This window comes from Escherichia sp. MOD1-EC6819, assembly GCF_002965765.1.
Lineage (GTDB): Bacteria > Pseudomonadota > Gammaproteobacteria > Enterobacterales > Enterobacteriaceae > Escherichia > Escherichia ruysiae.
In genome coordinates this window covers 185,952-212,191 of record NZ_PTRG01000007.1, presented here as the reverse complement: position 1 = coordinate 212,191, position 26,240 = coordinate 185,952, and the positions used below count along the sequence as shown (strand labels likewise).

Below are 26,240 nucleotides of genomic sequence, written 5' to 3'. Positions count from 1 at the left end.
AAATATCAATTAACAATTGATGATTTTGCCAACAACCCACATAGCGCGATATACTGAAAATTCTCGCAGCAACTGAATGTTAAGCCTATGAAATACGATACTTCCGAGCTTTGTGACATCTATCAAGAAGATGTCAACGTCGTGGAACCGCTGTTCTCCAACTTTGGTGGACGGGCGTCGTTTGGCGGACAAATCATCACGGTAAAATGTTTCGAGGACAACGGGTTGCTGTATGATCTGCTCGAACAGAATGGTCGTGGTCGTGTTCTTGTCGTCGATGGCGGTGGTTCTGTTCGTCGCGCACTGGTCGATGCTGAACTGGCGCGTCTGGCAGTACAAAATGAATGGGAAGGCCTGGTCATTTACGGCGCGGTGCGTCAGGTAGATGACCTGGAAGAGCTGGATATCGGCATCCAGGCGATGGCGGCAATTCCGGTCGGTGCTGTTGGCGAAGGCATTGGTGAAAGCGATGTCCGCGTCAACTTTGGCGGCGTCACCTTCTTCTCCGGCGACCATCTCTATGCCGACAATACCGGGATTATTCTTTCTGAAGATCCGCTGGATATCGAATGATAAAAAAGGCACCGCAAGGTGCCTTTTTTCTGCGTTACCTGTTGCCTACACAGTAAAGCAATTACGCGAAAGATGAAGCGTAATCAGACCTCTTCCATGCGACCCAGCAGGGCCTGCAGACGTTCCTGCCAGCCGTTCTGCTGTTCTTTCAGATGGTTGTTCTCACGCTCCAGCTCTTCGCGCTGATGCTGGGCATTTTGAACTTCCTGCGACAGTGAGTTGTTCTTTTCTTTCAGCTCTTCGATTTCCATCTGCAACAAAGTGATGGTATCAATCGCCTGCTGTACTTTTGCTTCCAGTTTCTCAAACACTTCTAATGACATTGTCATACCTCTCCTGAATTGCAAGGCGTTGATGGATATATATCCTCGTCCCGATTATCGGTGACGCCTTAATAAATACGTGCACGTTTTCGTTAGCTCCGATTGTATGAAGCCGCGCCATCTCTGTCCAGCAGCACGCCTTGCAGATTCCGGTTTGCCACACTTTTCATCCTTCTCCTGGTGACATAACCCACGTGAATCGAAAATGTTAAAAAATTTGTTGCAAGAATGATTTAACAAACGTGCATCATGTAAGAAGATGTGAAACAAATGGCGCGATAACGCTCATTTTATGACGCGGCACACACATTTTGATTTCGATATTTCTCGTTTTTGCTCGTTAACGATAAATTCACAGGATGCCTACAAGCATCGTGAACGTCAGTGACTTTCACGCTTACAACAAACATTAACTCTTCAGGATCCGATTATGAGTCAAACATCAACCTTGAAAGGCCAGTGCATTGCCGAATTCCTAGGGACCGGGTTGTTGATTTTTTTCGGTGTGGGTTGCGTTGCAGCACTTAAAGTCGCTGGTGCGTCTTTTGGTCAGTGGGAAATCAGTGTCATTTGGGGACTAGGGGTGGCAATGGCCATCTACCTGACCGCAGGGGTTTCCGGCGCGCATCTTAATCCCGCTGTCACTATTGCGTTGTGGCTGTTTGCCTGTTTCGACAAGCGAAAAGTTATTCCTTTTATCATTTCACAAGTTGCCGGTGCTTTCTGCGCTGCGGCATTAGTTTACGGGCTTTACTACAATTTATTCCTCGACTTCGAACAGACCCATCACATTGTTCGCGGCAGCGTCGAAAGTGTTGATCTGGCGGGCACATTCTCTACTTACCCTAACCCTCATATCAATTTTGTGCAGGCTTTCGCAGTTGAAATGGTGATTACCGCTATTCTGATGGGGCTGATCCTGGCGCTCACGGACGATGGTAACGGTGTACCGCGTGGGCCATTGGCACCGTTGTTGATTGGTCTACTGATTGCGGTCATTGGCGCATCTATGGGTCCATTGACGGGCTTTGCCATGAACCCAGCGCGTGACTTCGGTCCGAAAGTCTTTGCCTGGCTGGCGGGCTGGGGCAAGGTCGCCTTTACCGGCGGCAGAGACATTCCTTACTTCCTTGTGCCGCTTTTTGGCCCTATCGTTGGCGCGATTGTAGGTGCATTTGCCTACCGCAAACTGATTGGCCGCCATTTGCCTTGCGATATCTGTGTTGTGGAAGAAAAGGAGATCACAACTCCTTCAGAACAAAAAGCTTCACTGTAATGTGACTACGGGACAATTAAACATGACTGAAAAAAAATATATCGTTGCGCTCGACCAGGGCACCACCAGCTCCCGCGCAGTCGTGATGGATCACGATGCCAACATCATTAGCGTGTCACAGCGCGAATTTGAGCAAATCTACCCAAAACCAGGCTGGGTAGAACACGACCCAATGGAAATCTGGGCCACCCAAAGCTCTACGCTGGTAGAAGTGCTGGCGAAAGCCGATATCAGTTCCGATCAAATTGCAGCTATTGGGATTACTAACCAGCGAGAAACCACTATCGTCTGGGAAAAAGAAACCGGCAAGCCTATCTATAACGCCATTGTCTGGCAGTGCCGTCGTACCGCTGAGATCTGCGAGCATCTCAAGCGCGATGGCATGGAAGAGTACATTCGTAATAACACCGGTCTGGTCATTGACCCGTACTTCTCTGGCACCAAAGTGAAGTGGATCCTCGACCATGTGGAAGGCTCCCGCGAGCGTGCGCGTCGTGGTGAACTGCTGTTTGGTACGGTTGATACCTGGCTAATCTGGAAAATGACTCAAGGTCGCGTTCACGTGACCGATTACACCAACGCGTCTCGCACCATGTTGTTCAACATCCATACTCTGGACTGGGACGACAAAATGCTCGACGCACTGGATATCCCGCGCGAGATGCTGCCTGAAGTGCGTCGCTCTTCGGAAGTGTACGGTCAGACCAACATCGGCGGTAAAGGCGGCACGCGTATTCCGATCGCCGGGATCGCGGGTGATCAGCAGGCGGCGCTATTCGGTCAGTTGTGCGTTAAAGAAGGGATGGCGAAGAATACCTATGGTACAGGCTGCTTTATGCTGATGAATACCGGTGAGAAAGCGGTGACATCAGAAAATGGCCTGCTGACCACCATCGCCTGTGGCCCGACTGGCGAAGTGAATTATGCGCTGGAAGGCGCGGTATTTATGGCGGGCGCGTCCATTCAGTGGCTGCGCGATGAAATGAAACTGATTAGCGACGCCGACGATTCCGAATACTTTGCCACCAAAGTGCAAAATACCAACGGCGTATATGTCGTTCCGGCCTTTACCGGCCTGGGCGCGCCGTACTGGGACCCGTATGCGCGCGGAGCGATTTTCGGTCTGACTCGTGGCGTGAACGCTAACCACATCATCCGCGCGACGCTGGAATCTATCGCTTATCAGACGCGCGACGTGCTGGAAGCGATGCAGGCCGACTCCGGCATTCGTCTACATGCGCTGCGTGTAGACGGCGGCGCGGTGGCGAACAATTTCCTGATGCAGTTCCAGTCTGACATCCTCGGCACGCGCGTTGAGCGTCCGGAAGTGCGCGAAGTGACCGCATTGGGTGCGGCCTATCTTGCTGGTCTGGCGGTTGGCTTCTGGCAGAACCTTGACGAGCTGCAAGAGAAAGCGGTGATTGAACGCGAGTTCCGCCCTGGCATCGAAACCACCGAGCGTAATTACCGTTACGCAGGCTGGAAAAAAGCAGTCAAACGCGCGATGGCGTGGGAAGAACACGAGGAGTGATGCCAGGCATCTGAACGATTGCCTGATGCTGATCGCCTGATGCGACGCTTACGCGTCTTATCAGGCCTACGAGCCGATGCCATTTTGTGTAGGCGGGATAAGGCGTTCACGCCGCATCCGGCATCACGCAGACTCTGAAACCGTGCGGGGGCAACCCCGCACACATCAATAATCCCTCCCTTCCCCTGTGCTACACTTCGCGCCATTCCTTACTGCTTAGAGTTTGCTATGAGACGAGAACTTGCCATCGAATTTTCCCGCGTCACCGAATCTGCGGCGCTGGCTGGCTACAAATGGTTAGGACGCGGCGATAAAAACACCGCTGACGGCGCGGCGGTAAACGCCATGCGTATTATGCTCAACCAGGTCAACATTGACGGCACCATCGTCATTGGTGAAGGCGAAATCGACGAAGCACCGATGCTCTATATTGGTGAAAAAGTCGGTACTGGTCGCGGCGATGCGGTAGATATTGCTGTTGACCCGATTGAAGGCACGCGCATGACGGCGATGGGTCAGGCTAACGCGCTGGCGGTGCTGGCTGTGGGCGATAAGGGCTGCTTCCTCAATGCGCCGGATATGTATATGGAGAAGTTGATCGTCGGACCTGGTGCCAAAGGCGTCATCGACCTGAATCTGCCGCTGGCGGATAACCTGCGCAATGTTGCGGCGGCACTCGGTAAACCGTTAAGCGAACTGACGGTCACTATTCTGGCGAAACCGCGCCACGACGCGGTTATCGCAGAAATGCAGCAACTCGGCGTGCGCGTATTTGCCATTCCTGATGGCGATGTCGCAGCCTCGATTCTCACCTGTATGCCAGACAGCGAAGTTGACGTGCTGTACGGCATTGGCGGCGCGCCAGAAGGTGTGGTGTCTGCGGCGGTGATCCGCGCATTAGATGGCGACATGAATGGCCGTCTGCTGGCACGTCATGACGTCAAAGGCGACAACGAAGAGAATCGTCGCATTGGCGAGCAGGAGCTGGCGCGCTGCAAAGCAATGGGCATTGAAGCCGGTAAAGTACTGCGTCTGGGCGATATGGCGCGTAGCGATAACGTCATCTTCTCTGCCACCGGTATCACCAAAGGCGATCTGCTGGAAGGGATTAGCCGCAAAGGCAATATCGCGACAACCGAAACGCTGCTGATTCGTGGTAAGTCACGCACCATTCGCCGCATTCAGTCGATTCACTATCTGGATCGCAAAGACCCGGAAATGCAGGTGCATATTCTCTGAGTCATTTGATCGATTGAGCCTTCCAGTCCTTCGGGACTGGAATTTTTTTGTCCGGAGAACGAAGATAAGGCAAGTCAATCAAAACAGGAGAGAAACATGGCTGATTGGGTAACAGGCAAAGTCACTAAAGTGCAGAACTGGACCGACGCCCTGTTTAGTCTCACCGTTCACGCTCCGGTACTTCCATTTACCGCCGGACAATTCACCAAACTTGGCCTTGAAATTGACGGCGAACGCGTCCAGCGCGCCTACTCTTACGTTAATTCTCCCGACAATCCCGACCTGGAGTTTTATCTGGTCACCGTCCCTGATGGCAAATTAAGCCCGCGACTGGCGGCGCTAAAACCGGGTGACGAAGTGCAGGTGGTTAGCGAAGCGGCTGGCTTTTTTGTTCTGGATGAAGTACCAGATTGCGAAACGCTATGGATGCTGGCAACCGGTACAGCGATTGGCCCTTATTTGTCGATTCTGCAATTAGGCAAAGATTTAGATCGCTTCAAAAATTTGGTACTGGTTCACGCCGCGCGTTATGCCTCCGACTTAAGCTATTTGCCACTGATGCAGGAACTGGAAAAACGCTACGAAGGAAAACTGCGCATTCAGACGGTTGTCAGTCGGGAAACGGCAGCGGGCTCACTCACCGGGCGAATACCGGCGTTAATTGAAAGCGGTGAACTGGAAAACGCGGTTGGACTGCCAATGAATAAAGAAACCAGCCATGTGATGCTGTGTGGTAATCCACAGATGGTGCGCGATACGCAACAACTGCTGAAAGAGACCCGGCAGATGACGAAACATTTACGTCGCCGACCGGGTCACATGACAGCGGAGCATTACTGGTAAGCGGTTACTTGTCGATAAATGGCACGATCAAGAGATCCGCACTCAACTTATTGATCATCCCGCGATATGCCGGCATCAAACGGTTGATAAACGAGTGGTGGTGACCACAAACAAGGAGGTCACACTGCTCTTTTTGCATAATTTCCAGCAGTGTTTCCGGCATTTCTCCGCGCTCAATGCGCAGTTTCGTTTTCGGCCACTGAATATTTTTCGTCAGCTTATACAGTTTGTTATCTGACTTATCTTTCAATAGTTGAAGAATATCTTCTGTTGCGGGGAAGTAGATACCCGGATACAACTCACTTAAGCCATCATCAATATGAATTAACGTCAGATGAGCGTCATTATGTCTGGCGAGATCCAGGGCTTTGTTCACCAGTAGGGCATCTTCTTCATTCCCGGAAATTGCCACGCCAATGTGTTTATAAGCCATGTTTAACTCCATTAACCAAGTGAACGCAGTGATAACTCAAAAATAATCATCTCGGCCTGGCATGAGAAGGTGAAAGCTGCATCAAGCTCGACTTGCCCCTCCAGATCTTTAATCTTATAGGCCACGCTGGCGCCTTCATCCGCAGAGGATGCAGTGGCTGCAAGCTCTTTCAGTTTGGTCATAAAGGACTCTGCTTCTTCGCGGGTAGCAAAAAAGCGCGAAAGTTTGCTTGTACAGTTGTCGTTATCAATCACCGTACCGATATCAATCGCACATCCTTTAGTACTGCATTTATCTACGACATCTTTCATAGGGCACCTCTGTATATTCGCCTCTCTGTCGATTGCCACTTAAGAATAATGCGCCGTTAAGGGAAGAACAAACAAGTAATGATCTTATGGATTACCATTTTTTTTGATATTGATTAAGGTAAGGAAATGAGGGAGATTTTCCGGGTATCGTCATTTGCAATATGGAAATAACGATCCCGGATAAAAATAGCAATAAGAGATATATTGCGGATTAATGGCTTGATTTATTCTCAGACTTATACTTTACGTCCAGGGTATCTTTACCAAATTTATTTGCGCCCTGGGTGCCGACAAATGCGCCAAGATCGATAAGCATCATCACCAGAATCAACGTCGGAATAAACCGCCCCACCGCCCATTGCCACACGCCCGGTAAAATCGCCCAGTTACCCGCCAGAAGCATCCACGCTACAATCATCAGAAATGCCCATGCGCCAGAACGCCCACGATCGTGCAGTCGTTTCACCGTCACTGCCGCTGTCGGCCATAACAGGCACACAAGGCAAAACGCGGCGGTCTGGATATCGAGTAATTTTTTAGCCGCCAGTGAGAAAAGCACCAACATGCCAACGATCCAGAGGCCAATCCAAATCCAGAAATCGCGGCGTCCAATACGCCCTTTAAATGAGAATAACCATTGCTGTATGGTCATGTAAGTTCCTTGATGGTTGTCTTTTCCAGGATTCTACCCTTTTGACAAGGGCGACAGATATCGTTTTAATCGAACCCAGTCATAACAAAAGGTACTGCCGATGAAGTCAGGGTGTTCAGTGTTTTTTCTCTTATCTACCGTGTTATCCGTTAGTGCAACGGTGCACGCACAATCGCCTGGCACGGCAACGACAGCGCCCTACCTGCTGGCTGGCGCCCCCACTTTCGATCTCTCCATCAGCCAGTTTCGAGAAGACTTTAACAGCCAGAACCCCAATCTGCCACTGAACGAATTTCGTGCCATCGACAGCAGCCCCGACAAAGCCAACCTGACTCGCGCCGCCAGTAAAATTAACGAGAACTTGTATGCTTCCACGGCGCTTGAGCGCGGCACCTTAAAAATCAAAAGCATTCAAATTACCTGGCTGCCAATCCAGGGGCCAGAGCAAAAAGCCGCTAAAGCGAAAGCCCAGGAATACATGGCAGCAATGATCCGCACACTCACCCCGCTGATGACCAAAACACAAAGTCAGAAAAAGCTGCAGTCACTCCTTACGGCGGGGAAAAACAAACGTTACTACACTGAGACAGAAGGCGCGTTGCGCTATGTTGTAGCGGACAACGGCGAAAAGGGGCTGACCTTCGCTGTTGAACCGATTAAGCTGGCGCTATCTGAAACGCTGGAAGGGTTGAATAAATGACAAAAAGCAAAGCCTTTGCGCCGATGAATCTCTATACTGTTTCACAGACCTGCTGCCCTGCGGGGCGGCCATCTTCCTTTATTCGCTTATAAGCGTGGAGAATTAAAATGCGACATCCTTTAGTGATGGGTAACTGGAAACTGAACGGCAGCCGCCACATGGTTCACGAGCTGGTTTCTAACCTGCGTAAAGAGCTGGCAGGTGTTGCTGGCTGTGCGGTTGCAATCGCACCACCGGAAATGTACATCGATATGGCGAAGCGTGAAGCTGAAGGCAGCCACATCATGCTGGGTGCGCAGAACGTGGATCTGAACCTGTCCGGCGCATTCACCGGTGAAACCTCTGCTGCTATGCTGAAAGACATCGGCGCACAGTACATCATCATCGGTCACTCTGAACGTCGTACTTACCACAAAGAGTCTGACGAACTGATCGCGAAAAAATTCGCTGTGCTGAAAGAGCAGGGTCTGACTCCGGTTCTGTGCATCGGCGAAACTGAAGCTGAGAACGAAGCGGGCAAAACTGAAGAAGTTTGCGCACGTCAGATCGACGCAGTGCTGAAAACTCAGGGTGCGGCAGCATTCGAAGGCGCAGTTATCGCTTACGAACCAGTATGGGCAATCGGTACTGGCAAATCTGCAACTCCGGCGCAAGCGCAGGCTGTTCACAAATTCATCCGCGATCACATCGCTAAAGTTGACGCTAACATCGCTGAACAAGTGATCATCCAGTACGGCGGTTCTGTAAACGCGTCTAACGCTGCTGAACTATTCGCTCAGCCGGACATCGACGGCGCGCTGGTTGGCGGTGCTTCTCTGAAAGCTGACGCCTTTGCTGTGATCGTTAAAGCTGCAGAAGCGGCTAAACAGGCTTAAGTCTGACAGGTGCCGGATTTCACATCCGGCACTTAACTTTTCTTAACTGCTTGCCTTAACGCAAAATCTCACACTGATGATCCTGAATCTCCTCGGCTGAAGCACGATTCAGCGTCAGCAGATTACGCTGTGTCGCCAGTAATACAAACGAGTTGTCACTCTGCCGTACCATCGCCAGCCCGTAACTTCCCATATGTTCCCGCGCTTCTGGCACTTCTTCCGCCAGCATCATAAACGGACTACGTTGTACCAGTTCGCTTTCGGTTACCCGACGCGCCAGATATTCATGCCCTTGTAATCCGCCCGGCAGCGGCAACCAGCGGCTGCTGATGTTCGCCAGGTTATTATCCAGTTGTTCGCGCACATCAGGACGGATGCAAGAGATATGAATATGAAAATGGTTTTGCGTGCGTCCCGTTCGGGAGTTAATCGCCAACGAGACCGCGCGATCGGGAACCGGCTGACCATATTTTTTACTCATAAAATCACGCGCCTGCCAGGCCAGCCAAAAGAAGTTCGGCGTTGCAGGATCGGTCAGCAAAGGACTTTCAGTGCCGTTAATACGATACGTTGGCATCAACAGATATTGCAGTGGACCGTTAATGTCTTTTAAAACCACATATCCGGCATCGGGTTTGACTTCCACACATGGCGAAGGATTTTGATTTTGCTGCTGATTGGGCAAACATTCCTCAAGGACAATCTTACGTAACACATCCGAATCACCGGTAAATTTCCAGTAGCCGATACCCGCAGCAACGGCGATAACTATCATCACCAAAATGAGAATAACCGTTTTTTTCATCGTTTTTTCCCTGTACCTCAAAGAGATGCAAGGGTAACGCAAAATCGCGACAAATAAAAAACCCGGTCGCGAGATGCCACCGGGTCTGGTTATCGTCAACAAAATTAACGTTTGCTGATTTGGTCAAACGTACCGCCGTTAGAGAAATGCTCTTTTTGCGCTTTCGTCCAGCCGCCGAACTCTTCATCAATGGTGAATAACTTCAGCTTCGGAAAAGCATTTTCATACTTTTTCGCCACGTCAGGATCGCGCGGACGGTAATAGTTTTTGGCTGCAATCTCCTGACCTTCTGGCGAGTAGAGATATTTCAGATAGGCTTCTGCCACCTCTTTGGTGCCTTTTTTCTCCACCACTTTATCGACAACCGATACCGTCGGCTCCGCGAGAATAGACTCACTCGGCGTGACGATTTCGAACTTATCTTTCCCCAGTTCATTCGTTGCCAGCAGTGCTTCGTTTTCCCAGGCGATCAGCACGTCACCAATCCCGCGCTCGACGAAAGTATTTGTTGAACCACGCGCACCGGAGTCCAGCACTTCCACGTTTTTATACAATGACTGCACAAAATCCTGCGCCTTTGCCTGATCGTTATTGTTGTGGTGCAGGGCATATCCCCACGCTGCCAGGTAGTTCCAGCGTGCACCGCCAGAGCTTTTCGGGTTAGGCGTGATCACCGAAACACCCGGTTTAACCAGGTCGTTCCAGTCATGGATTTGCTTCGGATTGCCCTTACGAACCAGGAAGACAATGGTGGAGGTATACGGCGCGGAGTTATCCGGCAGACGTTTGATCCACTCTTTATCAATTCGACCACGTTCAGCAATCGCATCTACGTCGTAAGCCAGCGCCAGCGTAACAACGTCAGCTTCTATCCCGTTGATTACCGATGTTGCCTGTTTCCCTGAACCACCGTGCGACTGACGAATCACCACGTTATCGCCGGTTTGCTGTTTCCAGTGGGCACTGAAGGCTTTGTTGTATTGTTCGTATAACTCGCGCGTTGGATCATACGAAACGTTAAGTAACTGAATATCCTTTGCCATCACGCTGGTCGCTGCCAGCAAAAATGTTAATCCTACGCCCCACTTGTTCATCGCCCGGCTCTCTTATGTTGTGTTGTGATAAGCAAAGCGTGCCAGAAGGTGAACCAAACATTAAAGAATAAAAAAAGATTGGCTATAACTTGTGGGTATATGTTGGGGAGTTAAAAAGGCGGAAGAAATCCGCCTCATATTGCTGACAAAGTTCGCTTTGTTCATGCCGGATGCGGCGTAAACGCCTTATCCGGCCTACAAAAGCTTGCAAACTCAATAGATTGCACAATTCATGTAGGCCTGATAAGCAAAGCGCATCAGGCATTTTTGCTTCTGTCATCGGTTTCAGGCGAAAGAAATCTGCCCGAAATCATTAATACAGTTTTTTCGCGCAGTCCAGCCAGTCACCTTTGAACGGACGCTTCATGTTTTCGATAGCGTCGATGATGTCATGGTGAACCAGTTGTTCGTTCTGAATACCTACGCAGCGACCGCCGTAACCAGCCAGTAGCAGTTCAATAGCGTAAGCGCCCATACGGGAAGCCAGAATACGGTCGTAAGGCACCGGAGAACCACCACGCTGGATGTGACCCAGCACAGTTGCGCGGGTTTCACGACCGGTTTCTTTCTCGATGAAATGCGCCAGTTCGTCAACATCACACATGTGTTCGGTAATCGCCACAATTGCGTGTTTTTTACCTTTCGCGATACCCGCTTTGATTTCATTTACCAGGTCATCGCGGCTGAATTCAACTTCCGGAACCACCACAAATTCACAACCACCGGCAATGGCCGCAGCCAGCGTCAGATCGCCACAGTAACGACCCATCACTTCCACCACAGAAATACGCTGGTGAGAAGAAGAGGTGTCACGCAGACGGTCGATGGCTTCCACAACGGTGCTCAGAGCAGTGAAGAAACCGATAGTGTAGTCAGTACCTTTGATGTCGTTGTCGATGGTGCCCGGCAGGCCGATGCACGGGAAGCCCATTTCGGTCAAACGCATTGCACCCATGTAGGAACCGTCACCGCCGATAACCACCAGCGCATCGATACCACGTTTTTTCAGGTTTTCGATAGCCACGGCGCGGATGTTCTCGTCGCGGAATTCCGGGAAGCGCGCAGAACCGAGGAACGTACCGCCACGGTTGATCATGTCAGACACGCTGTAACGGTCTAGCTGTACCATACGGTCTTCATACAGACCCAGATAGCCGTCATAAATGCCCATTACTTCCAGACCTTCTGTCAGCGCAGAACGAACAACCCCGCGAATTGCGGCGTTCATGCCTGGCGCATCACCGCCGCTTGTCAACACACCGATTTTCTTAATCATGACTACCTCTGAACTTTGGAATGCAAAATGAAATCTGTTGCCGGAAGTCTTCTTGCACATCGAAGTGATCCAACGAATGTGCAAATAGTATAACAATCACTTCCTGCTGAATTGATTCAGGTCAGGCCAAATGGCGGTATTTTATACACAAAATGCGGGTCTGGCTCTCTTTTATACTGATTATGAAAGCATAGACCGTTTACCCTCCCTGGGTACGACGGAACAAGGGTCCTGATGAATAATCACATCCGATCCCGGAAAACGCCGTAAAATAGCCTGCTCTACCTGATCCGCCACCATATGCGCCTGAACCAAAGGCAGAGAGTCTTCCATTTCCAAATGAATCTGAATAAAGCGGGTCGGCCCTGACTGCCGCGTACGAAGATCGTGAGCGCCGCTAACTCCCGGCCAGGAAGTCACGATATCAATAATTTCTTGCCGTTCCTCATCGGGTAATGCGCGATCCAGTAATGACTGTACCGCCTCATATCCCATGCGTAACGCGCTATATAAAATATAGATGCCGATTCCCAATGCAAACAGAGCATCGGCGCGATGCCAGCCGTACCAGGACAACCCCAGCGCCAGCAGAATTGCGCCGTTCATCATAACATCAGACTGGTAATGTAGCATATCAGCCCGCACCGCCTGGCTTTGCGTCCGGCGCACCACCCAACGCTGAAACGAAACAAGGATAATCGTACAAATCAGCGCCACAATAGTCACGAGAACCCCGACGCCGGGGTCTGTCATCGGCGTCGGAGAAACCAAATGCTGAATACCAGTCAAAAACAGGAACAGCGCCGAACCGGAGATAAACATACTTTGCGCCAGCGCCGCGAGGGACTCGGCTTTACCGTGACCAAACGAGTGATTGTCGTCGGCAGGTTGCAGCGAGTAACGCACCACCAGTAAATTCGTCAACGACGCGCCAATATCCACCAACGAATCCACCAGCGCGGCAAGAATACTCACCGAACCGGTATACCACCATGCAAAAATTTTAATCAGCAATAGCAGCGAAGCCATCGCCGTCGCAGCAATCGCCGCCCGGCTGACCAGCCGTCCATAAGATTGATTCATAAATACTCCCGCTATCAACTGACGGTAGTATAACGGAAGCAAATCATCTGCAATGCATCAAGCAACAGGCAAATTGAAGATAAAAAAAACCCCCACATCATGTGGGGGAAGACAGGGATGGTGTCTATGGCAAGGAAAACAGGGTTTACTACTGGGAACGTGAGTTGCTACTACTCAATAGCTTCAACGATGAACTTTTTTGCCATTGCGTCACGTCGCGCAACTGCTCCATTCGTTGTTGATGTTTCTCGTTTAAAACCGCTTGCTGCTCTGGCGTTAACAGGTGATACATTTGGTTGCGGACTTTAGCCATCTCAACCTGGCGAGCGATCTGTTCTTTCGCCATTTTTTCTGCCTGAGCGCGCACAGCGTTTTCATCAAAATTTTCTGCGGTGACAAGGCGATGCATTGTCTCCACTTCGCTAACATTAACAGGAGGCTGTTCGTGCCGGGCCTGTTGCATAAGATCTCGCATCTGCTGACGCTGATGTTCGGTTAAACTTATGCCGTCGAACATATGGCTCTGCGTACTGCGCTGCGCAAGTTCTTCGCCCGGATGCCAGTTATCGCCTGAACCGACTTCAGCAGCGTGGCTTAATGAACTGACTGCCAGCGTTGAGGCCATGACGGCAGCGGTAACTATGCGCATCATTTGCTCCCAAAATCTTTCTGTCGCGATTCAACGATAGAGAGTTTACGATTCAGGCTGCAAACATGCGTCAGGGGGTGTAAAACAACGTAAAGTCATGGATTAGCGACGTCTGATGACGTAATTTCTGCCTCGGAGGTATTTAAACAATGAATAAAATCCTGTTAGTTGATGATGACCGAGAGCTGACTTCCCTGTTAAAGGAGCTGCTCGAGATGGAAGGCTTCAACGTAATTGTTGCCCACGATGGGGAGCAGGCGCTTGATCTTCTGGACGACAGCATTGATTTACTTTTGCTTGATGTCATGATGCCGAAGAAAAATGGTATCGACACATTGAAGGCACTTCGCCAGACACACCAGACGCCTGTCATTATGTTAACGGCACGCGGCAGTGAACTTGATCGCGTCCTCGGCCTTGAGCTGGGCGCAGATGACTATCTCCCGAAACCGTTTAACGACCGTGAGCTGGTGGCTCGTATTCGCGCGATCCTGCGCCGTTCCCACTGGAGCGAGCAACAGCAAAACAACGACAACGGTTCACCGACGCTTGAAGTTGATGCCTTAGTGCTGAATCCAGGCCGTCAGGAAGCCAGCTTCGATGGGCAAACGCTGGAGTTAACCGGTACTGAATTTACCCTACTCTATTTGCTGGCACAGCATCTGGGTCAGGTAGTTTCTCGTGAACATTTAAGCCAGGAAGTGCTGGGCAAACGCCTGACGCCTTTCGACCGCGCTATCGATATGCACATTTCCAACCTGCGTCGTAAACTGCCGGATCGTAAAGATGGTCACCCGTGGTTTAAAACCTTGCGTGGTCGCGGCTATCTGATGGTTTCTGCTTCATGATAGGCAGCTTAACCGCGCGCATCTTCGCCATCTTCTGGCTGACGCTGGCGCTGGTGTTGATGTTGGTTTTGATGTTACCCAAGCTCGATTCACGCCAGATGACCGAGCTTCTGGATAGCGAACAGCGTCAGGGGCTGATGATTGAGCAGCATGTCGAAGCGGAACTGGCGAACGATCCACCCAACGATTTAATGTGGTGGCGCCGTCTGTTCCGTGCCATTGATAAGTGGGCACCACCGGGGCAGCGTTTGTTACTGGTGACAACCGAAGGCCGCGTGATTGGCGCAGAACGCAGCGAAATGCAGATCATTCGCAACTTTATTGGCCAGGCCGATAACGCCGATCACCCGCAGAAGAAAAAGTATGGTCGCGTGGAACTGGTCGGCCCGTTCTCTGTGCGTGATGGCGAAGATAATTACCAACTGTATCTGATTCGTCCAGCCAGCAGTTCTCAATCCGATTTCATTAACTTACTGTTTGACCGTCCGCTATTACTGCTGATTGTCACCATGTTGGTCAGTACGCCGCTGCTGTTGTGGTTAGCCTGGAGTCTGGCAAAACCAGCGCGTAAGCTGAAAAACGCTGCCGATGAAGTCGCCCAGGGAAACTTACGCCAGCATCCGGAACTGGAAGCGGGGCCACAGGAATTTCTTGCCGCAGGTGCCAGTTTTAACCAGATGGTCACCGCGCTGGAGCGCATGATGACCTCTCAGCAGCGCCTGCTTTCTGATATCTCTCACGAGCTGCGCACGCCGCTGACGCGTCTGCAACTGGGTACGGCGTTACTGCGCCGTCGTAGTGGTGAAAGTAAGGAACTGGAGCGTATTGAAACCGAAGCGCAACGTCTGGACAGCATGATCAACGACCTGTTGGTGATGTCACGTAATCAGCAGAAAAACGCGCTGGTGAGCGAGACAATCAAAGCCAACCAGTTGTGGAGCGAAGTGCTGGATAACGCAGCGTTCGAAGCGGAGCAGATGGGCAAGTCGTTTACCGTTAACTTCCCGCCTGGGCCGTGGCCGCTGTACGGCAACCCGAACGCCCTGGAAAGCGCGCTGGAAAACATTGTTCGTAATGCCCTGCGTTATTCCCATACGAAGATTGAAGTGGGCTTTGCGGTAGATAAAGACGGTATCACCATTACGGTGGACGACGATGGTCCTGGCGTTAGCCCGGAAGATCGCGAACAGATTTTCCGTCCGTTCTATCGTACCGATGAAGCACGCGATCGTGAATCTGGCGGTACAGGTCTGGGGCTGGCGATTGTCGAAACCGCCATTCAGCAGCACCGTGGTTGGGTTAAAGCTGAAGACAGCCCGCTGGGCGGTTTACGGCTGGTAATTTGGCTGCCGCTGTATAAGCGGAGTTAAACTCCGCGCAGGCCGGATAGGCGTTTACGCCGCATCCGGCGTTTGAGCAGGATGCCTGATGCGACGCTGATCGCGTCTTATCAGGTCTACTCTTCGGGGGTTATTTCCCCCACAAACGCCGCGAATTATCTTCAATCTTGCCGCTAAGTCGGCGCTTCTGCATCGTCCGCGTCCAGCTTTTCGACAGCCCGGCAGCGGAGAGTAAACGGTGATACTGCTCGTCATCAAACGGCATATGCCATGCGATAGCTATTGCCTCCTGCACGGTGACATCGCTGACGCGAGAAACCAGCTCCAGCGGAGCATCCGCAGATACCAACCCCGGCGCAATCACGCTATACAGCCAGCCAACTTTACCGGCGTTTTGCATCAACTGTGCCATATCGCTGATATCAAAATGGTAATTGAGTTTGTAACACGGGGAGCGCGGCTGGGTGACCTGAATTAATGCCTCACCCCAGCGGAAAATATCACCAATATAAACATTGCTTTCCGTCAGGCCGTCGGTTGAGAGGTTTTCACCAAACGCAGGCGCAACAAACAAATCTGCCTGTTCAGGAAATTCCCGCGCCCAGAAGAGATAATGCTCGCGAGGATAATGACACAGCGCCCTGTCCGGCCCACCGTGAACTATTTTCTCTGCCTGCTCGTCACCTTCCAGCCCCAGCTCTGTCAACATCAACTCGCCATCGACCTGGATTTTCGCAATCGCGCTGGGTTTGCTTTCGGGATAAGCCTGTATTTTGCCTGTGTATACATCAACCGGATATCGCATCTGTTCCCTCTCCACCGAGAAATTTCCCCATTAGACCATATTTATTTTACGTCAGGCGCGCAAAATGAGAGCACGGTTCACATGACGACGTCTTAGAAATGTTATCAATGAGATGAATTTGAAACGCCATTTCATTATCAGGAGTGTACAACGTGACCGAGCAAACACAGTTTTCTGGCGTCTGGTGTCCTTCCATTACGCCAATGGATAAAGACGGTAATGTGGATCTTAACGGACTGAAGAAGCATCTGCAGCGGCTAACAGAAGCCAATATTGATGTGATATTGCTGATGGGCAGCATTGGTGAATTTGCCTCTTTCACTCTCGAAGAGAGACTCATACTTATCCGCGAAGCGCGTTCCATGAGCACATTAAAAATGGTCGCTAACGTTTCTTCCACCTGCACACACGATGTGCTGATGATGGCGCAAGAGGCGTATCGCACAGGCTATGATGCAGTGATGATCCTCCCGCCTTACTACTACGGCCAGACGGCAAAACAATTATTAAGCTATTTCCGCCATCTGGGTCGCGAATTACAGGGCAAATGGTTCGCATATAACTTCCCGGCAAGAACCGGTTGTGATTTAACCCCTGACCTGGTCGCCACGCTGGCGAGTGAATTTCCTGACTTTGCCGGAATTAAAGATACCGTCGATTGCCAGTCACACACCCGCAGCATGATTCAGGCAACCCAGGCAGTTCGTTCTGATTTTGCAGTGCTTTCGGGCTATGACGAGTATTACATTCCTAATCTGCTGGCAGGCGGCGCGGGAATAATATCCGGCCTGAACAACGTTATGCCGGAGCTGTTTGTCGAAGCCCGTGAAGCCTTCAAACGCGGCGACCTGGCGGCTTTACCAGAGATTCAGCAACAGATTGGCACTTATATGTCCATCTACGCCATTGGTGAGGATTTTGTCACCACCATCAAGACGGTGGTATCGCGTAAGTTTGGCTATTGCACTGGCGTATCACGCAATGCGGGTGGTGAGTTAAGCGAAAGTGAATGTCGAACGATTGATGAAGTCTTTGTCAGATAACGCAAAAGGCCGGATGACTACAAATCATCCGGCCTCTTGATTTATATGGATGGAGATTACTTCACCGTACCCAATATTTCGATTTTCGCCGCTCTGGCTTTAACTTTGCGCGACCAGACAGAAGTCAGAATCGGCACCAGAATCGAGGTCACAATCACTGACGTCGCCACCAGCGAAGTTGCCGCAGGCGCCATCGGTTTAAAGGCGGGGATCATTTCAGCAATCAGTACCGGTGTCGCCACCGCAGCACCGGCAGAACTGGAGGCCGCGATTCCGGCAGTACCATCGCCACCGCCAATCAATTTATCCGCAATAATCAACGGTATACCGGTCACGACGATCACCGCCACACCCAGCAAGATCCCCAGCAAACCGGTCTGAGCAATCACGGTTAAATCAATGGTATTGCCCAGCGCAAAGGCAAAGAACGGGATCAGCGTCTGTACGGCTTTGCTGAAAAATTCTCGCAGCTCAGGGTCAAGGTTCCCTAACGCAAAGCCGACGAGGAACGGTAATACCGCACCGACGAAAACATGCGGTTCAAACGATGCAATCCCGGCAGTCCCCAGAATAATCATCGTCATAAGCGGCCCGGATTCCAGCGACATTAATACAAACGCCCCGGCCTCTTCTTTAGTGCCATACTGCTGCATGATCGAAGCGTAAAGTCCGCCGTTGGTCATATCCATCGCCGCCACCAGCGCCAGCGTTGAAAGTCCGGCAAAGAATCCAACTTCAACACCATGTTCAGGAATAATGCGTGAAGCAATTGCCGCAACCACCCACGCCACGGCAATTTTAGTTACCACCAGCGTACCGGATTTACGCAATACCGTTCCCGTCGCACTTAATTTTATCGATGCCCCCATGCAGAAAAACCACACCGCCAGAATCGGCACCGTGCCGGTAATCATTCCATTTGTGAATGAACCAAAGTATTTTCCCGCCCCTGGCGAGAAAGTGTGACACAGTGCGCCAAGGAACAGCGGGACGAGCATCATCCCTCCTGGGATTTTCTCTATCGTGTGTTTTATCTGCATTTTCATCACCTATCGGCATATTTTTATAGGCTGATGCATAAGTCCTTCACGATGCATCAGTGTTGATGGAAATGAAGATAGACATTCAACAGAGCAATAAAAGTGATCAAAACCACATCAATTGAAACGTTGTTTTATTTTTATAGGATCATTGTTTTTATTTTGAAATTGATCACAAAAAAACCACCGCTATGTGCGATGGTTTGTTTTTTATGCTGAAAAACGGCGTAAACGCCTCATTGCAGTAGGCAATATGCGATTATTTTTTCGCCGCGAAACGTGCCGCAGCTTCGTCCCAGTTCACCACGTTCCAGAACTCTTTGATGTAGTCCGGACGGCGGTTCTGGAATTTCAGGTAGTAAGCGTGTTCCCACACATCCAGACCCAGAACAGGGAAGCCGGAAGCGCCAGAAATGGCTTCGCCCATCAGCGGGGAGTCCTGATTAGCAGTAGAAACCACCGCCAGTTTATCGCCTTTAAGCACCAGCCATGCCCAGCCGGAACCAAAGCGGGAAGCTGCCGCTTTCTCAAATTCTGCTTTGAAGTTATCAACGGAACCGAAATCACGTTCGATAGCCGCTTTCAGGTCGCCCTGCAAAGTCGTGCCTTTTTTCAGGCCTTTCCAGAACAGGCTGTGGTTGGCGTGACCACCAGCGTTGTTGCGCAGCACGGTTTTTTTGTCTGCTGGCAGCTGATCCAGTTTGGTGATCAGCTCTTCAACCGGCAGGTTGGCGAATTCTGGCAGGCTTTCCAGCGCCGCATTGGCGTTGTTGACGTAAGTCTGATGGTGCTTGGTGTGGTGGATTTCCATGGTCTGCTTATCGAAGTGCGGTTCCAGGGCATCGTAAGCATACGGCAGGGATGGCAGGGTATAGCTCATATTCATCTCCAGTATTGTCGGGCGGCCGATTGTTAATGCCGCGTAAGCAGTTGGTTCATTATAGTTAATTAAATGATATTGAAAATGATTATCAATGCCGTACTTTTCATAGGGGAATGGTTTTGCAGGGAAATGTCCGAGATGTGAACCAAATCACCCACTTAATGCCGTGATTGCCAGTAAATCGACAACGGCGGCAACAGGCGAAAGGTTAATCGACAGCACGATTTTTACACTCATCTCGTCGGAGATGTGACGCGACGAAAAATGATGAGGATAAGAAGATGAGTAACGCGATTACGATGGGGATATTTTGGCATTTGATCGGCGCGGCCAGTGCAGCCTGTTTTTACGCTCCGTTCAAAAAAGTAAAAAAGTGGTCATGGGAAACCATGTGGTCTGTCGGTGGGATTGTTTCGTGGATTATTCTGCCGTGGGCCATCAGCGCCATGCTACTACCTGATTTCTGGGCATATTACAGCTCGTTCAGTCTCTCTACCCTGCTGCCTGTTTTTCTGTTCGGCGCTATGTGGGGGATTGGTAATATCAACTACGGTCTGACCATGCGTTATCTCGGCATGTCGATGGGGATAGGTATCGCCATTGGCATTACTTTGATCGTCGGTACGCTGATGACGCCTATTATCAACGGCAATTTCGATGTGCTGATTAACACCGACGGTGGGCGCATGACGTTGCTCGGCGTACTGGTGGCGTTGATTGGCGTGGGGATTGTGACTCGCGCCGGGCAGTTGAAAGAGCGCAAAATGGGCATTAAAGCCGAAGAGTTCAACCTGAAAAAAGGGCTAGTGCTGGCGGTAATGTGCGGCATTTTCTCTGCCGGGATGTCTTTTGCGATGAACGCCGCAAAACCGATGCATGAAGCGGCTGCCGCGCTGGGTGTTGATCCACTGTATGTCGCTCTGCCAAGCTATGTTGTCATCATGGGTGGCGGTGCGATCATCAACCTCGGTTTCTGTTTTATTCGTCTGGCAAAAGTGAAAGATTTGTCGCTAAAAGCCGACTTCTCGCTGGCAAAACCGCTGATCATCCACAACGTATTGCTCTCGGCACTGGGGGGTTTGATGTGGTATCTGCAATTCTTTTTCTATGCCTGGGGACACGCCCGCATTCCGGCGCAGTATGACTACATCAGTTGGATGCTGCATATGAGTTTCTATGTATTGTGCGGCGGTATCGTCGGGCTGGTGCTGAAAGAGTGGAACAATGCGGGACGCCGTCCGGTTACCGTATTGAGCCTCGGTTGTGTGGTGATTATTGTCGCCGCCAACATCGTCGGCATGGGCATGGCAAGTTAATCTTTCTGGGAATTGCGATGACGCCACTGGCTGGGCGTCATCCCGGTTTCCCGGGTAAACACCACCGAAAAGTAGTTACTGTCTTCAAAGCCACATTCTGTCGAAATATCACTGATTAACAGGCGGCTATGCTGGAGAAGATATTGCGCATGGCACACTCTGACCTGCCGCAGATATTGATTGATGGTCATCCCGGTCTGCTGGCGAAATTGCTGGCGCAAGACGCGTTCACTGCACGCCGCCTCATCACAAAATTTATCCAGCACAAAAGGACTTTTCAGGCTGGCCGCCAGTCGGGTAATCAGCTTATCCAGCAACGTTTCGCTGGATGTTGGCGGTAACGAATCACTGGTGTAGCGATGACGTTTCAAAAGCATCACCAACTGCCCGAACAGTAACTCCGCCATTTCGTTGGCAAACGGCGCGGGCTGATTGCTTTCGTGCTCAAGCTGCCCGATAACCTGCCGCACCAGCGCCATGCCCGCACTGCCTAAACGCCAGTGTGGTTGTCCTGCGCTGGCGTTAAACCCTGGAATCGCTCCCTGCCAGTCGAGATTAAGCGTCAGCCGCTCCGGGCAATAAATAATGTTCTGCAACACCAGATCGTTAACGGAAGCGTAGGAGTGTTTATCGTCTGCGTGGATATAAAAGAGATCGCCACGAGTAATACGATGAGGACGATCGTTGAGCACGTGCAAACCGTTACCGCGCCAGACGATCACCAGTTCACAAAAATCATGTGTATGCTCGGCAAAGACATCCTGCGGATAACGATCAGCCACAGCGACCGCCTGCTGTTCGCTGGCAAAAAAATCTTTTTTACGAAGGACAAACTGATGAGCCACCGTGCCACCTCAGCCAGAAGACGTGTTTGATTATTCATAAACTGGCGTGGAAATACGTTGAGAAGATTCGCGTTATTGCAGAAAGCCATCCCGTCCCTGACGAATATCACGCGGTGACCAGTTAAACTCTCGGCGAAAAAGCGTCGAAAAGTGGTTACTGTCGCTGAATCCGCAGCGATAGGCGATGTCAGTAACGCTGGCCTCGCTGTGGCGTAACAGATGACGCGCTTTCACCAACCGTAAACGGTTAAGGTAACGCTGGGGCGTCAAACCAGTTTGCTGTTTTAACTGACGATGCAATGTACGTAGTGACAAAGAAAATTGATCCGCCATCATTTCCCAATTCACCTCGTCGGCAAAATGCTCTTCCAGCCAGGCCAACAACAAGTTCAGACGCGATTCGCGACTTTCCATGCTCTCCTGCAAACTGTTTTTACGCAGCAAGAGCAGTAATTGCATAAACAAAATCTCACCGCTGGCTTTCGAGGGTAAATCATTCGTTCTTTCCTGCTGTTCCAGTTGCGAAACCAGTTGCCGTACCTGCTGCAATATGCTGTGGCTCACGCGCCAATGGGACGGATATTGCCCGTCTTGTTCTTGCGGCAGAAGCTGATGCAGCCCGGCGAGAAACTGAAATCTATCCGGTGAGCGATACAGCACATTGGTCAAATACAGATTGTCCGTATGTTCGTATAAATGCCGATCATGATCGCGCACGAAACAGATTGTTCCACCGGAGATGGTATAAGGCTGCCCATTGAAAATATGGATACCCGTGCCGTGTTCGACAATCACAATCTCATGGAAATCATGGTGATGTTCAGGAAAATCCACCTGTGGAAGCCGGGGTTCTATTGCCACAGACACGTTACCAGACGGAAAAAAATCCACGCAATGTAATACGTCCATATAAACCTCCTGATGCCGTCAACATGGCGGAATAGTAATCAAGCGATTTGGTTCTTACCTTAAATTTTCGACAGCAAAACACGTAAAAAATGTCGATTTTTCAAGATAAAGCGTGATTTTTCAGAAAATGCGGCAAACATCACACCACCACAATTCTGAAAATTGTGAACGCTATCACGTTCATCTTTCCCTGGTTGCCAGTGGTGTATTTTCCTGTCAGTAACGAGAAGGTAGCGAAGTCGGGCGCTTCTTAGACTGGGCGTAATGAAACCTAGAAGGATCTCATTATGACCTTTCGCTACTGCGTCGCTGTTGATCTCGGCGCATCCAGTGGGCGCGTAATGCTGGCGCGTTACCACCGTGAATGTCGCAGCCTGACGCTGCGTGAAATCCATCGTTTTACCAATGGGCTGTATTACCAGAGCGGTTATGCCACCTGGGATGTCGATAGTCTGGAAAACGCCATTCGCTTTGGGTTAAACAAGGTGTGCGAGGAAGGGATTCGTATCGATAGCATCGGTATTGATACCTGGGGCGTGGACTATGTGCTGCTGGATCAACACGGTCAGCGCGTCGGTTTACCGATTGCCTATCGTGATAGCCGCACTCACGGGCTGATGACATTGGCACAGCAGCAACTCGGCAAACGCGATATTTATCAGCGTAGCGGCATCCAGTTTCTGCCCTTCAATACGATCTATCAGTTGCGTGCGCTGACGGCGCAACAACCTGAACTTATTCCACAAATCGCTCACGCTCTGCTGATGCCGGATTACTTCAGTTATCGCCTGACCGGCAAGATGAACTGGGAGTACACCAACGCCACGACCACGCAACTGGTCAATATCAATAGCGACGACTGGGACGAGTCGCTACTGGCGTGGAGTGGGGCCAACAAAGCCTGGTTTGGTCGCCCGACACATCCGGGTAATGTCATAGGTCACTGGATTTGCCCGCAGGGTAATGAGATTCCGGTGGTCGCCGTTGCCAGCCATGATACCGCCAGCGCGGTTATCGCCTCGCCGTTAAACGGTTCACGCGCCGCTTATCTCTCTTCTGGAACCTGGTCATTGATGGGCTTCGAAAGCCAGACGCCATTCACCGATGATGCGGCGCTCGCAGCCAACATCACCAATGAAGGCGGTGCGGAAGGTCGCTATCGGGTACTGAAAAATATCATGGGTTTATGGCTGCTTCAGCGAGTGCTTCAGGAGCGGCAAATCAACGATCTCCCAACGCTTATCGCCGCGACACAGGCACTCCCGGCCTGTCGCTTCATCATCAATCCCAATGACGATCGCTTTATTAATCCTGACGAGATGTGCAGCGAAATTCAGGCAGCGTGTCGGGAAACGGCGCAACCGATCCCAGAAAGTGATGCTGAACTGGCGCGCTGTATTTTCGACAGTCTGGCGCTGCTGTATGCCGACGTACTGCACGAACTGGCGCAGCTACGCGGTGAAGACTTCTCGCAACTGCATATTGTCGGCGGCGGCAGCCAGAACGCACTGCTCAACCAGTTGTGTGCCGATGCCTGCGGTATTCGGGTGATCGCCGGGCCAGTTGAAGCCTCGACGCTCGGCAATATCGGCATCCAGTTAATGACGCTGGATGAACTCAACAATGTGGATGATTTCCGTCAGGTCGTGAGCGCCACCGCGAATCTGACCACCTTTACCCCTAATCCTGACAGTGAAATTGCCCACTATGTGGCGCGGATTCACTCTACACGACAGACAAAGGAGCTTTGCGCATGACCACACAACTGGAACAGGCCTGGGAACTGGCGAAACAGCGTTTCGCGGCGGTAGGGATTGATGTCGAGGAGGCACTGCGCCAACTTGATCGCTTACCCGTTTCAATGCACTGCTGGCAGGGCGATGATGTTTCTGGTTTTGAAAACCCGGAAGGTTCGCTGACTGGTGGGATTCAGGCCACAGGTAATTATCCGGGTAAAGCGCGTAATGCCAGCGAGCTACGAGCCGATCTGGAACAGGCTATGCGGCTGATTCCGGGGCCGAAACGGCTTAATTTACATGCTATCTATCTGGAATCAGACACGCCAGTCTCGCGCGATAAAATCAAACCAGAGCACTTCAAAAACTGGGTTGAATGGGCGAAAGCCAATCACCTCGGTCTGGACTTTAACCCCTCCTGTTTTTCGCATCCGCTAAGTGCCGATGGCTTTACGCTCTCGCATCCCGACGACCGCATTCGCCAGTTCTGGATTGACCACTGCAAAGCAAGCCGTCGCGTTTCGGCCTATTTTGGCGAGCAACTTGGCACGCCATCGGTGATGAACATCTGGATCCCGGATGGCATGAAAGATATCACCGTTGACCGTCTCGCCCCACGCCAGCGTTTACTGGCTGCGCTGGATGAAGTGATCAGCGAAAAGCTGAACCCTGCGCACCATATCGACGCCGTTGAGAGCAAATTGTTTGGTATTGGCGCGGAGAGCTACACGGTTGGCTCCAATGAGTTTTACATGGGGTATGCCACCAGCCGCCAGACCGCTTTGTGTCTGGACGCCGGGCACTTCCACCCGACAGAAGTTATTTCCGACAAGATTTCCGCCGCCATGCTGTATGTTCCGCAGTTGCTGCTGCACGTCAGCCGACCGGTTCGCTGGGACAGCGATCACGTGGTGCTGCTGGATGATGAAACCCAGGCGATTGCCAGTGAGATTGTCCGTCATGACCTGTTTGACCGGGTACACATTGGTCTCGACTTCTTTGATGCCTCCATCAACCGCATTGCCGCGTGGGTTATTGGCACGCGCAATATGAAAAAAGCCCTGCTGCGTGCGTTGTTAGAACCGACAGCCGAACTACGCAAGCTGGAAGCAGCGGGCGATTACACCGCGCGACTGGCGCTGCTGGAAGAACAAAAATCGTTGCCGTGGCAGGCGGTGTGGGAAATGTATTGCCAGCGTCACGATACGCCAGCGGGTAGCGAATGGCTGGAAAGCGTGCGGGCTTATGAGAACGCAATTTTGCGTCAGCGCGGGTAAACACCGCCGGATGCGGCGCGAGCGCCTTATCCGGCCTACGGGTCGAATGACCGTGCGGGCTGTCACCCTCACCCCGACCCTCTCCCTGAAAGGGCGAGGGAGAAAACCGCAGCACCCTCCGGCAACGGAGCTAAACACTGCACCGTCCCCTCTCCCTGAAAGGGCGAGGGAGAAAACCACAGCACCCTCCGGCAACGGAGTTAAACACTGCACCGTCCCCTCTCCCTGAAAGGGCGAGGGAGAAAACCGCAGCACCCTCCGGCAACGGAGTTAAACACTGCACCGTCCCCTCTCCCTGAAAGGGCGAGGGAGAAAACCGCAGCACCCTCCGGCAACGGAGTTAAACACTGCACCGTCCCCTCTCCCTGAAAAGGCGAGGGAGAAAACCGCAGCACCCTCCGGCAACGGAGTTAAACACTGCACCGTCCCCTCTCCCTGAAAGGGCGAGGGAGAAAACCGCAGCACCCTCCGGCAACGGAGTTAAACACTGCACCGTCCCCTCTCCCTGAAAAGGCGAGGGAGAAAACCACAGCAC

The 26,240-nt window shown here is 51.4% G+C and carries 27 protein-coding genes; 13 read left to right on the top strand and 14 right to left on the bottom strand.

The genetic code is table 11. The annotated features are described in order from the left end of the window. Positions 1-87 precede the first annotated feature (87 nt). Positions 88-573, top strand: a complete 486-nt coding sequence (gene rraA / locus A7Z06_RS12240) for a ribonuclease E activity regulator RraA (RefSeq protein ID WP_000872912.1) — start codon at positions 88-90, stop codon at positions 571-573. 83 nt (positions 574-656) lie between these two features. Here rraA and zapB read toward each other — a convergent pair whose 3' ends face one another. Further along, a complete protein-coding gene (gene zapB / locus A7Z06_RS12235) occupies positions 657-902 on the bottom strand; it encodes a septal ring assembly protein ZapB (RefSeq protein WP_001296623.1) in 246 nt (81 codons plus the stop codon). Positions 903-1,326: 424 nt separating this feature from the next. Here zapB and glpF point away from each other — a divergent pair, with 424 nt between their 5' ends. The 4 genes from glpF (at position 1,327) to fpr (ending at position 5,785) form a co-directional block, all read left to right on the top strand. Beyond that, positions 1,327-2,172, top strand: a complete 846-nt coding sequence (gene glpF, locus A7Z06_RS12230) for a glycerol uptake facilitator protein GlpF (protein WP_000084260.1) — start codon at positions 1,327-1,329, stop codon at positions 2,170-2,172. A 22-nt stretch (positions 2,173-2,194) separates the two neighbouring features. Then, positions 2,195-3,703, top strand: a complete 1,509-nt coding sequence (gene glpK / locus A7Z06_RS12225) for a glycerol kinase GlpK (protein ID WP_000136801.1) — start codon at positions 2,195-2,197, stop codon at positions 3,701-3,703. A 228-nt stretch (positions 3,704-3,931) separates the two neighbouring features. Continuing rightward, the gene (glpX, locus tag A7Z06_RS12220; protein WP_001250655.1) at positions 3,932-4,942 is read left to right on the top strand and encodes a class II fructose-bisphosphatase; all 1,011 of its coding nucleotides are present in this window, start codon (positions 3,932-3,934) and stop codon (positions 4,940-4,942) included. A gap of 96 nt (positions 4,943-5,038) precedes the next feature. Then, complete coding sequence (fpr, locus tag A7Z06_RS12215) at positions 5,039-5,785, top strand: ferredoxin--NADP(+) reductase (RefSeq protein ID WP_032226782.1); 747 nt, start codon at positions 5,039-5,041, stop codon at positions 5,783-5,785. Positions 5,786-5,789: 4 nt separating this feature from the next. Here fpr and uspD read toward each other — a convergent pair whose 3' ends face one another. The 3 genes from uspD to A7Z06_RS12200 all read right to left on the bottom strand — a co-directional run bounded on the left by uspD (position 5,790) and on the right by A7Z06_RS12200 (position 7,181). Continuing rightward, positions 5,790-6,218 carry a universal stress protein UspD gene (gene uspD / locus A7Z06_RS12210; RefSeq protein ID WP_000323549.1) on the bottom strand — a complete coding sequence of 143 codons (429 nt, stop codon included), beginning with the start codon at positions 6,216-6,218 and terminating at the stop codon, positions 5,790-5,792. Positions 6,219-6,229: 11 nt separating this feature from the next. Continuing rightward, a complete protein-coding gene (locus tag A7Z06_RS12205) occupies positions 6,230-6,529 on the bottom strand; it encodes a DUF406 domain-containing protein (protein ID WP_000655995.1) in 300 nt (99 codons plus the stop codon). Between the two features lie 211 nt (positions 6,530-6,740). Beyond that, positions 6,741-7,181, bottom strand: a complete 441-nt coding sequence (locus A7Z06_RS12200; RefSeq protein ID WP_000155269.1) for a DUF805 domain-containing protein — start codon at positions 7,179-7,181, stop codon at positions 6,741-6,743. 100 nt (positions 7,182-7,281) lie between these two features. On the opposite strand from A7Z06_RS12200, the gene A7Z06_RS12195 reads away from it, so the two are divergent. Next, on the top strand, positions 7,282-7,881 hold the full coding sequence (locus A7Z06_RS12195) for a YiiQ family protein (protein WP_000834910.1): 600 nt from the start codon (positions 7,282-7,284) through the stop codon (positions 7,879-7,881). A gap of 107 nt (positions 7,882-7,988) precedes the next feature. Next, positions 7,989-8,756, top strand: a complete 768-nt coding sequence (gene tpiA / locus A7Z06_RS12190; protein ID WP_001216325.1) for a triose-phosphate isomerase — start codon at positions 7,989-7,991, stop codon at positions 8,754-8,756. Positions 8,757-8,811: 55 nt separating this feature from the next. Here tpiA and cdh read toward each other — a convergent pair whose 3' ends face one another. The 5 genes from cdh to cpxP all read right to left on the bottom strand — a co-directional run bounded on the left by cdh (position 8,812) and on the right by cpxP (position 13,663). Further along, positions 8,812-9,561, bottom strand: coding sequence for a CDP-diacylglycerol diphosphatase (cdh, locus tag A7Z06_RS12185; protein WP_010345188.1), 750 nt, complete (start codon positions 9,559-9,561; stop codon positions 8,812-8,814). 104 nt (positions 9,562-9,665) lie between these two features. Next, positions 9,666-10,655, bottom strand: coding sequence for a sulfate/thiosulfate ABC transporter substrate-binding protein Sbp (gene sbp / locus A7Z06_RS12180; protein ID WP_001045694.1), 990 nt, complete (start codon positions 10,653-10,655; stop codon positions 9,666-9,668). A gap of 313 nt (positions 10,656-10,968) precedes the next feature. Continuing rightward, the gene (pfkA, locus tag A7Z06_RS12175; protein ID WP_001355350.1) at positions 10,969-11,931 is read right to left on the bottom strand and encodes a 6-phosphofructokinase; all 963 of its coding nucleotides are present in this window, start codon (positions 11,929-11,931) and stop codon (positions 10,969-10,971) included. A 180-nt stretch (positions 11,932-12,111) separates the two neighbouring features. After that, positions 12,112-13,014, bottom strand: a complete 903-nt coding sequence (fieF, locus tag A7Z06_RS12170; RefSeq protein WP_001076752.1) for a CDF family cation-efflux transporter FieF — start codon at positions 13,012-13,014, stop codon at positions 12,112-12,114. A 148-nt stretch (positions 13,015-13,162) separates the two neighbouring features. Continuing rightward, a complete protein-coding gene (cpxP, locus tag A7Z06_RS12165; protein ID WP_016158830.1) occupies positions 13,163-13,663 on the bottom strand; it encodes a cell-envelope stress modulator CpxP in 501 nt (166 codons plus the stop codon). Between the two features lie 149 nt (positions 13,664-13,812). Here cpxP and cpxR point away from each other — a divergent pair, with 149 nt between their 5' ends. Together cpxR and cpxA are read left to right on the top strand one after the other, a co-directional pair. Then, on the top strand, positions 13,813-14,511 hold the full coding sequence (cpxR, locus tag A7Z06_RS12160; protein WP_001033722.1) for an envelope stress response regulator transcription factor CpxR: 699 nt from the start codon (positions 13,813-13,815) through the stop codon (positions 14,509-14,511). Next, positions 14,508-15,881, top strand: a complete 1,374-nt coding sequence (cpxA, locus tag A7Z06_RS12155) for an envelope stress sensor histidine kinase CpxA (protein WP_000580416.1) — start codon at positions 14,508-14,510, stop codon at positions 15,879-15,881. Before cpxR ends, cpxA begins: the two co-directional genes overlap by 4 nt. Before the next feature lie 100 nt (positions 15,882-15,981). Here cpxA and yiiM read toward each other — a convergent pair whose 3' ends face one another. Then, a complete protein-coding gene (gene yiiM / locus A7Z06_RS12150; protein WP_105279439.1) occupies positions 15,982-16,656 on the bottom strand; it encodes a 6-hydroxyaminopurine reductase in 675 nt (224 codons plus the stop codon). 152 nt (positions 16,657-16,808) lie between these two features. Here yiiM and A7Z06_RS12145 point away from each other — a divergent pair, with 152 nt between their 5' ends. Further along, on the top strand, positions 16,809-17,699 hold the full coding sequence (locus A7Z06_RS12145) for a dihydrodipicolinate synthase family protein (RefSeq protein ID WP_000139747.1): 891 nt from the start codon (positions 16,809-16,811) through the stop codon (positions 17,697-17,699). A gap of 56 nt (positions 17,700-17,755) precedes the next feature. On the opposite strand, the gene kdgT is transcribed toward A7Z06_RS12145, so the two are convergent. Continuing rightward, on the bottom strand, positions 17,756-18,739 hold the full coding sequence (kdgT, locus tag A7Z06_RS12140; RefSeq protein WP_024191187.1) for a 2-keto-3-deoxygluconate transporter: 984 nt from the start codon (positions 18,737-18,739) through the stop codon (positions 17,756-17,758). A 259-nt stretch (positions 18,740-18,998) separates the two neighbouring features. After that, complete coding sequence (gene sodA, locus A7Z06_RS12135; RefSeq protein WP_010345169.1) at positions 18,999-19,619, bottom strand: superoxide dismutase [Mn]; 621 nt, start codon at positions 19,617-19,619, stop codon at positions 18,999-19,001. A gap of 284 nt (positions 19,620-19,903) precedes the next feature. On the opposite strand from sodA, the gene rhaT reads away from it, so the two are divergent. Beyond that, positions 19,904-20,938, top strand: a complete 1,035-nt coding sequence (gene rhaT, locus A7Z06_RS12130) for an L-rhamnose/proton symporter RhaT (RefSeq protein ID WP_000063528.1) — start codon at positions 19,904-19,906, stop codon at positions 20,936-20,938. On the opposite strand, the gene rhaR is transcribed toward rhaT, so the two are convergent. Together rhaR and rhaS are read right to left on the bottom strand one after the other, a co-directional pair. Beyond that, positions 20,935-21,783, bottom strand: coding sequence for an HTH-type transcriptional activator RhaR (rhaR, locus tag A7Z06_RS12125; RefSeq protein WP_085461447.1), 849 nt, complete (start codon positions 21,781-21,783; stop codon positions 20,935-20,937). The two genes, rhaT and rhaR, sit on opposite strands and share 4 nt — an antisense overlap. Before the next feature lie 72 nt (positions 21,784-21,855). Then, entirely contained in the window at positions 21,856-22,692 is an 837-nt protein-coding gene (rhaS, locus tag A7Z06_RS12120) for an HTH-type transcriptional activator RhaS (RefSeq protein ID WP_000382766.1), read from the bottom strand. 287 nt (positions 22,693-22,979) lie between these two features. Here rhaS and rhaB point away from each other — a divergent pair, with 287 nt between their 5' ends. Together rhaB and rhaA are read left to right on the top strand one after the other, a co-directional pair. After that, the gene (gene rhaB / locus A7Z06_RS12110; RefSeq protein WP_000144220.1) at positions 22,980-24,449 is read left to right on the top strand and encodes a rhamnulokinase; all 1,470 of its coding nucleotides are present in this window, start codon (positions 22,980-22,982) and stop codon (positions 24,447-24,449) included. Beyond that, positions 24,446-25,705 (top strand): L-rhamnose isomerase, encoded by a 1,260-nt coding sequence (gene rhaA / locus A7Z06_RS12105; RefSeq protein WP_000211489.1) that lies wholly within the window; start codon positions 24,446-24,448, stop codon positions 25,703-25,705. Before rhaB ends, rhaA begins: the two co-directional genes overlap by 4 nt. Positions 25,706-26,240 lie beyond the last annotated feature (535 nt).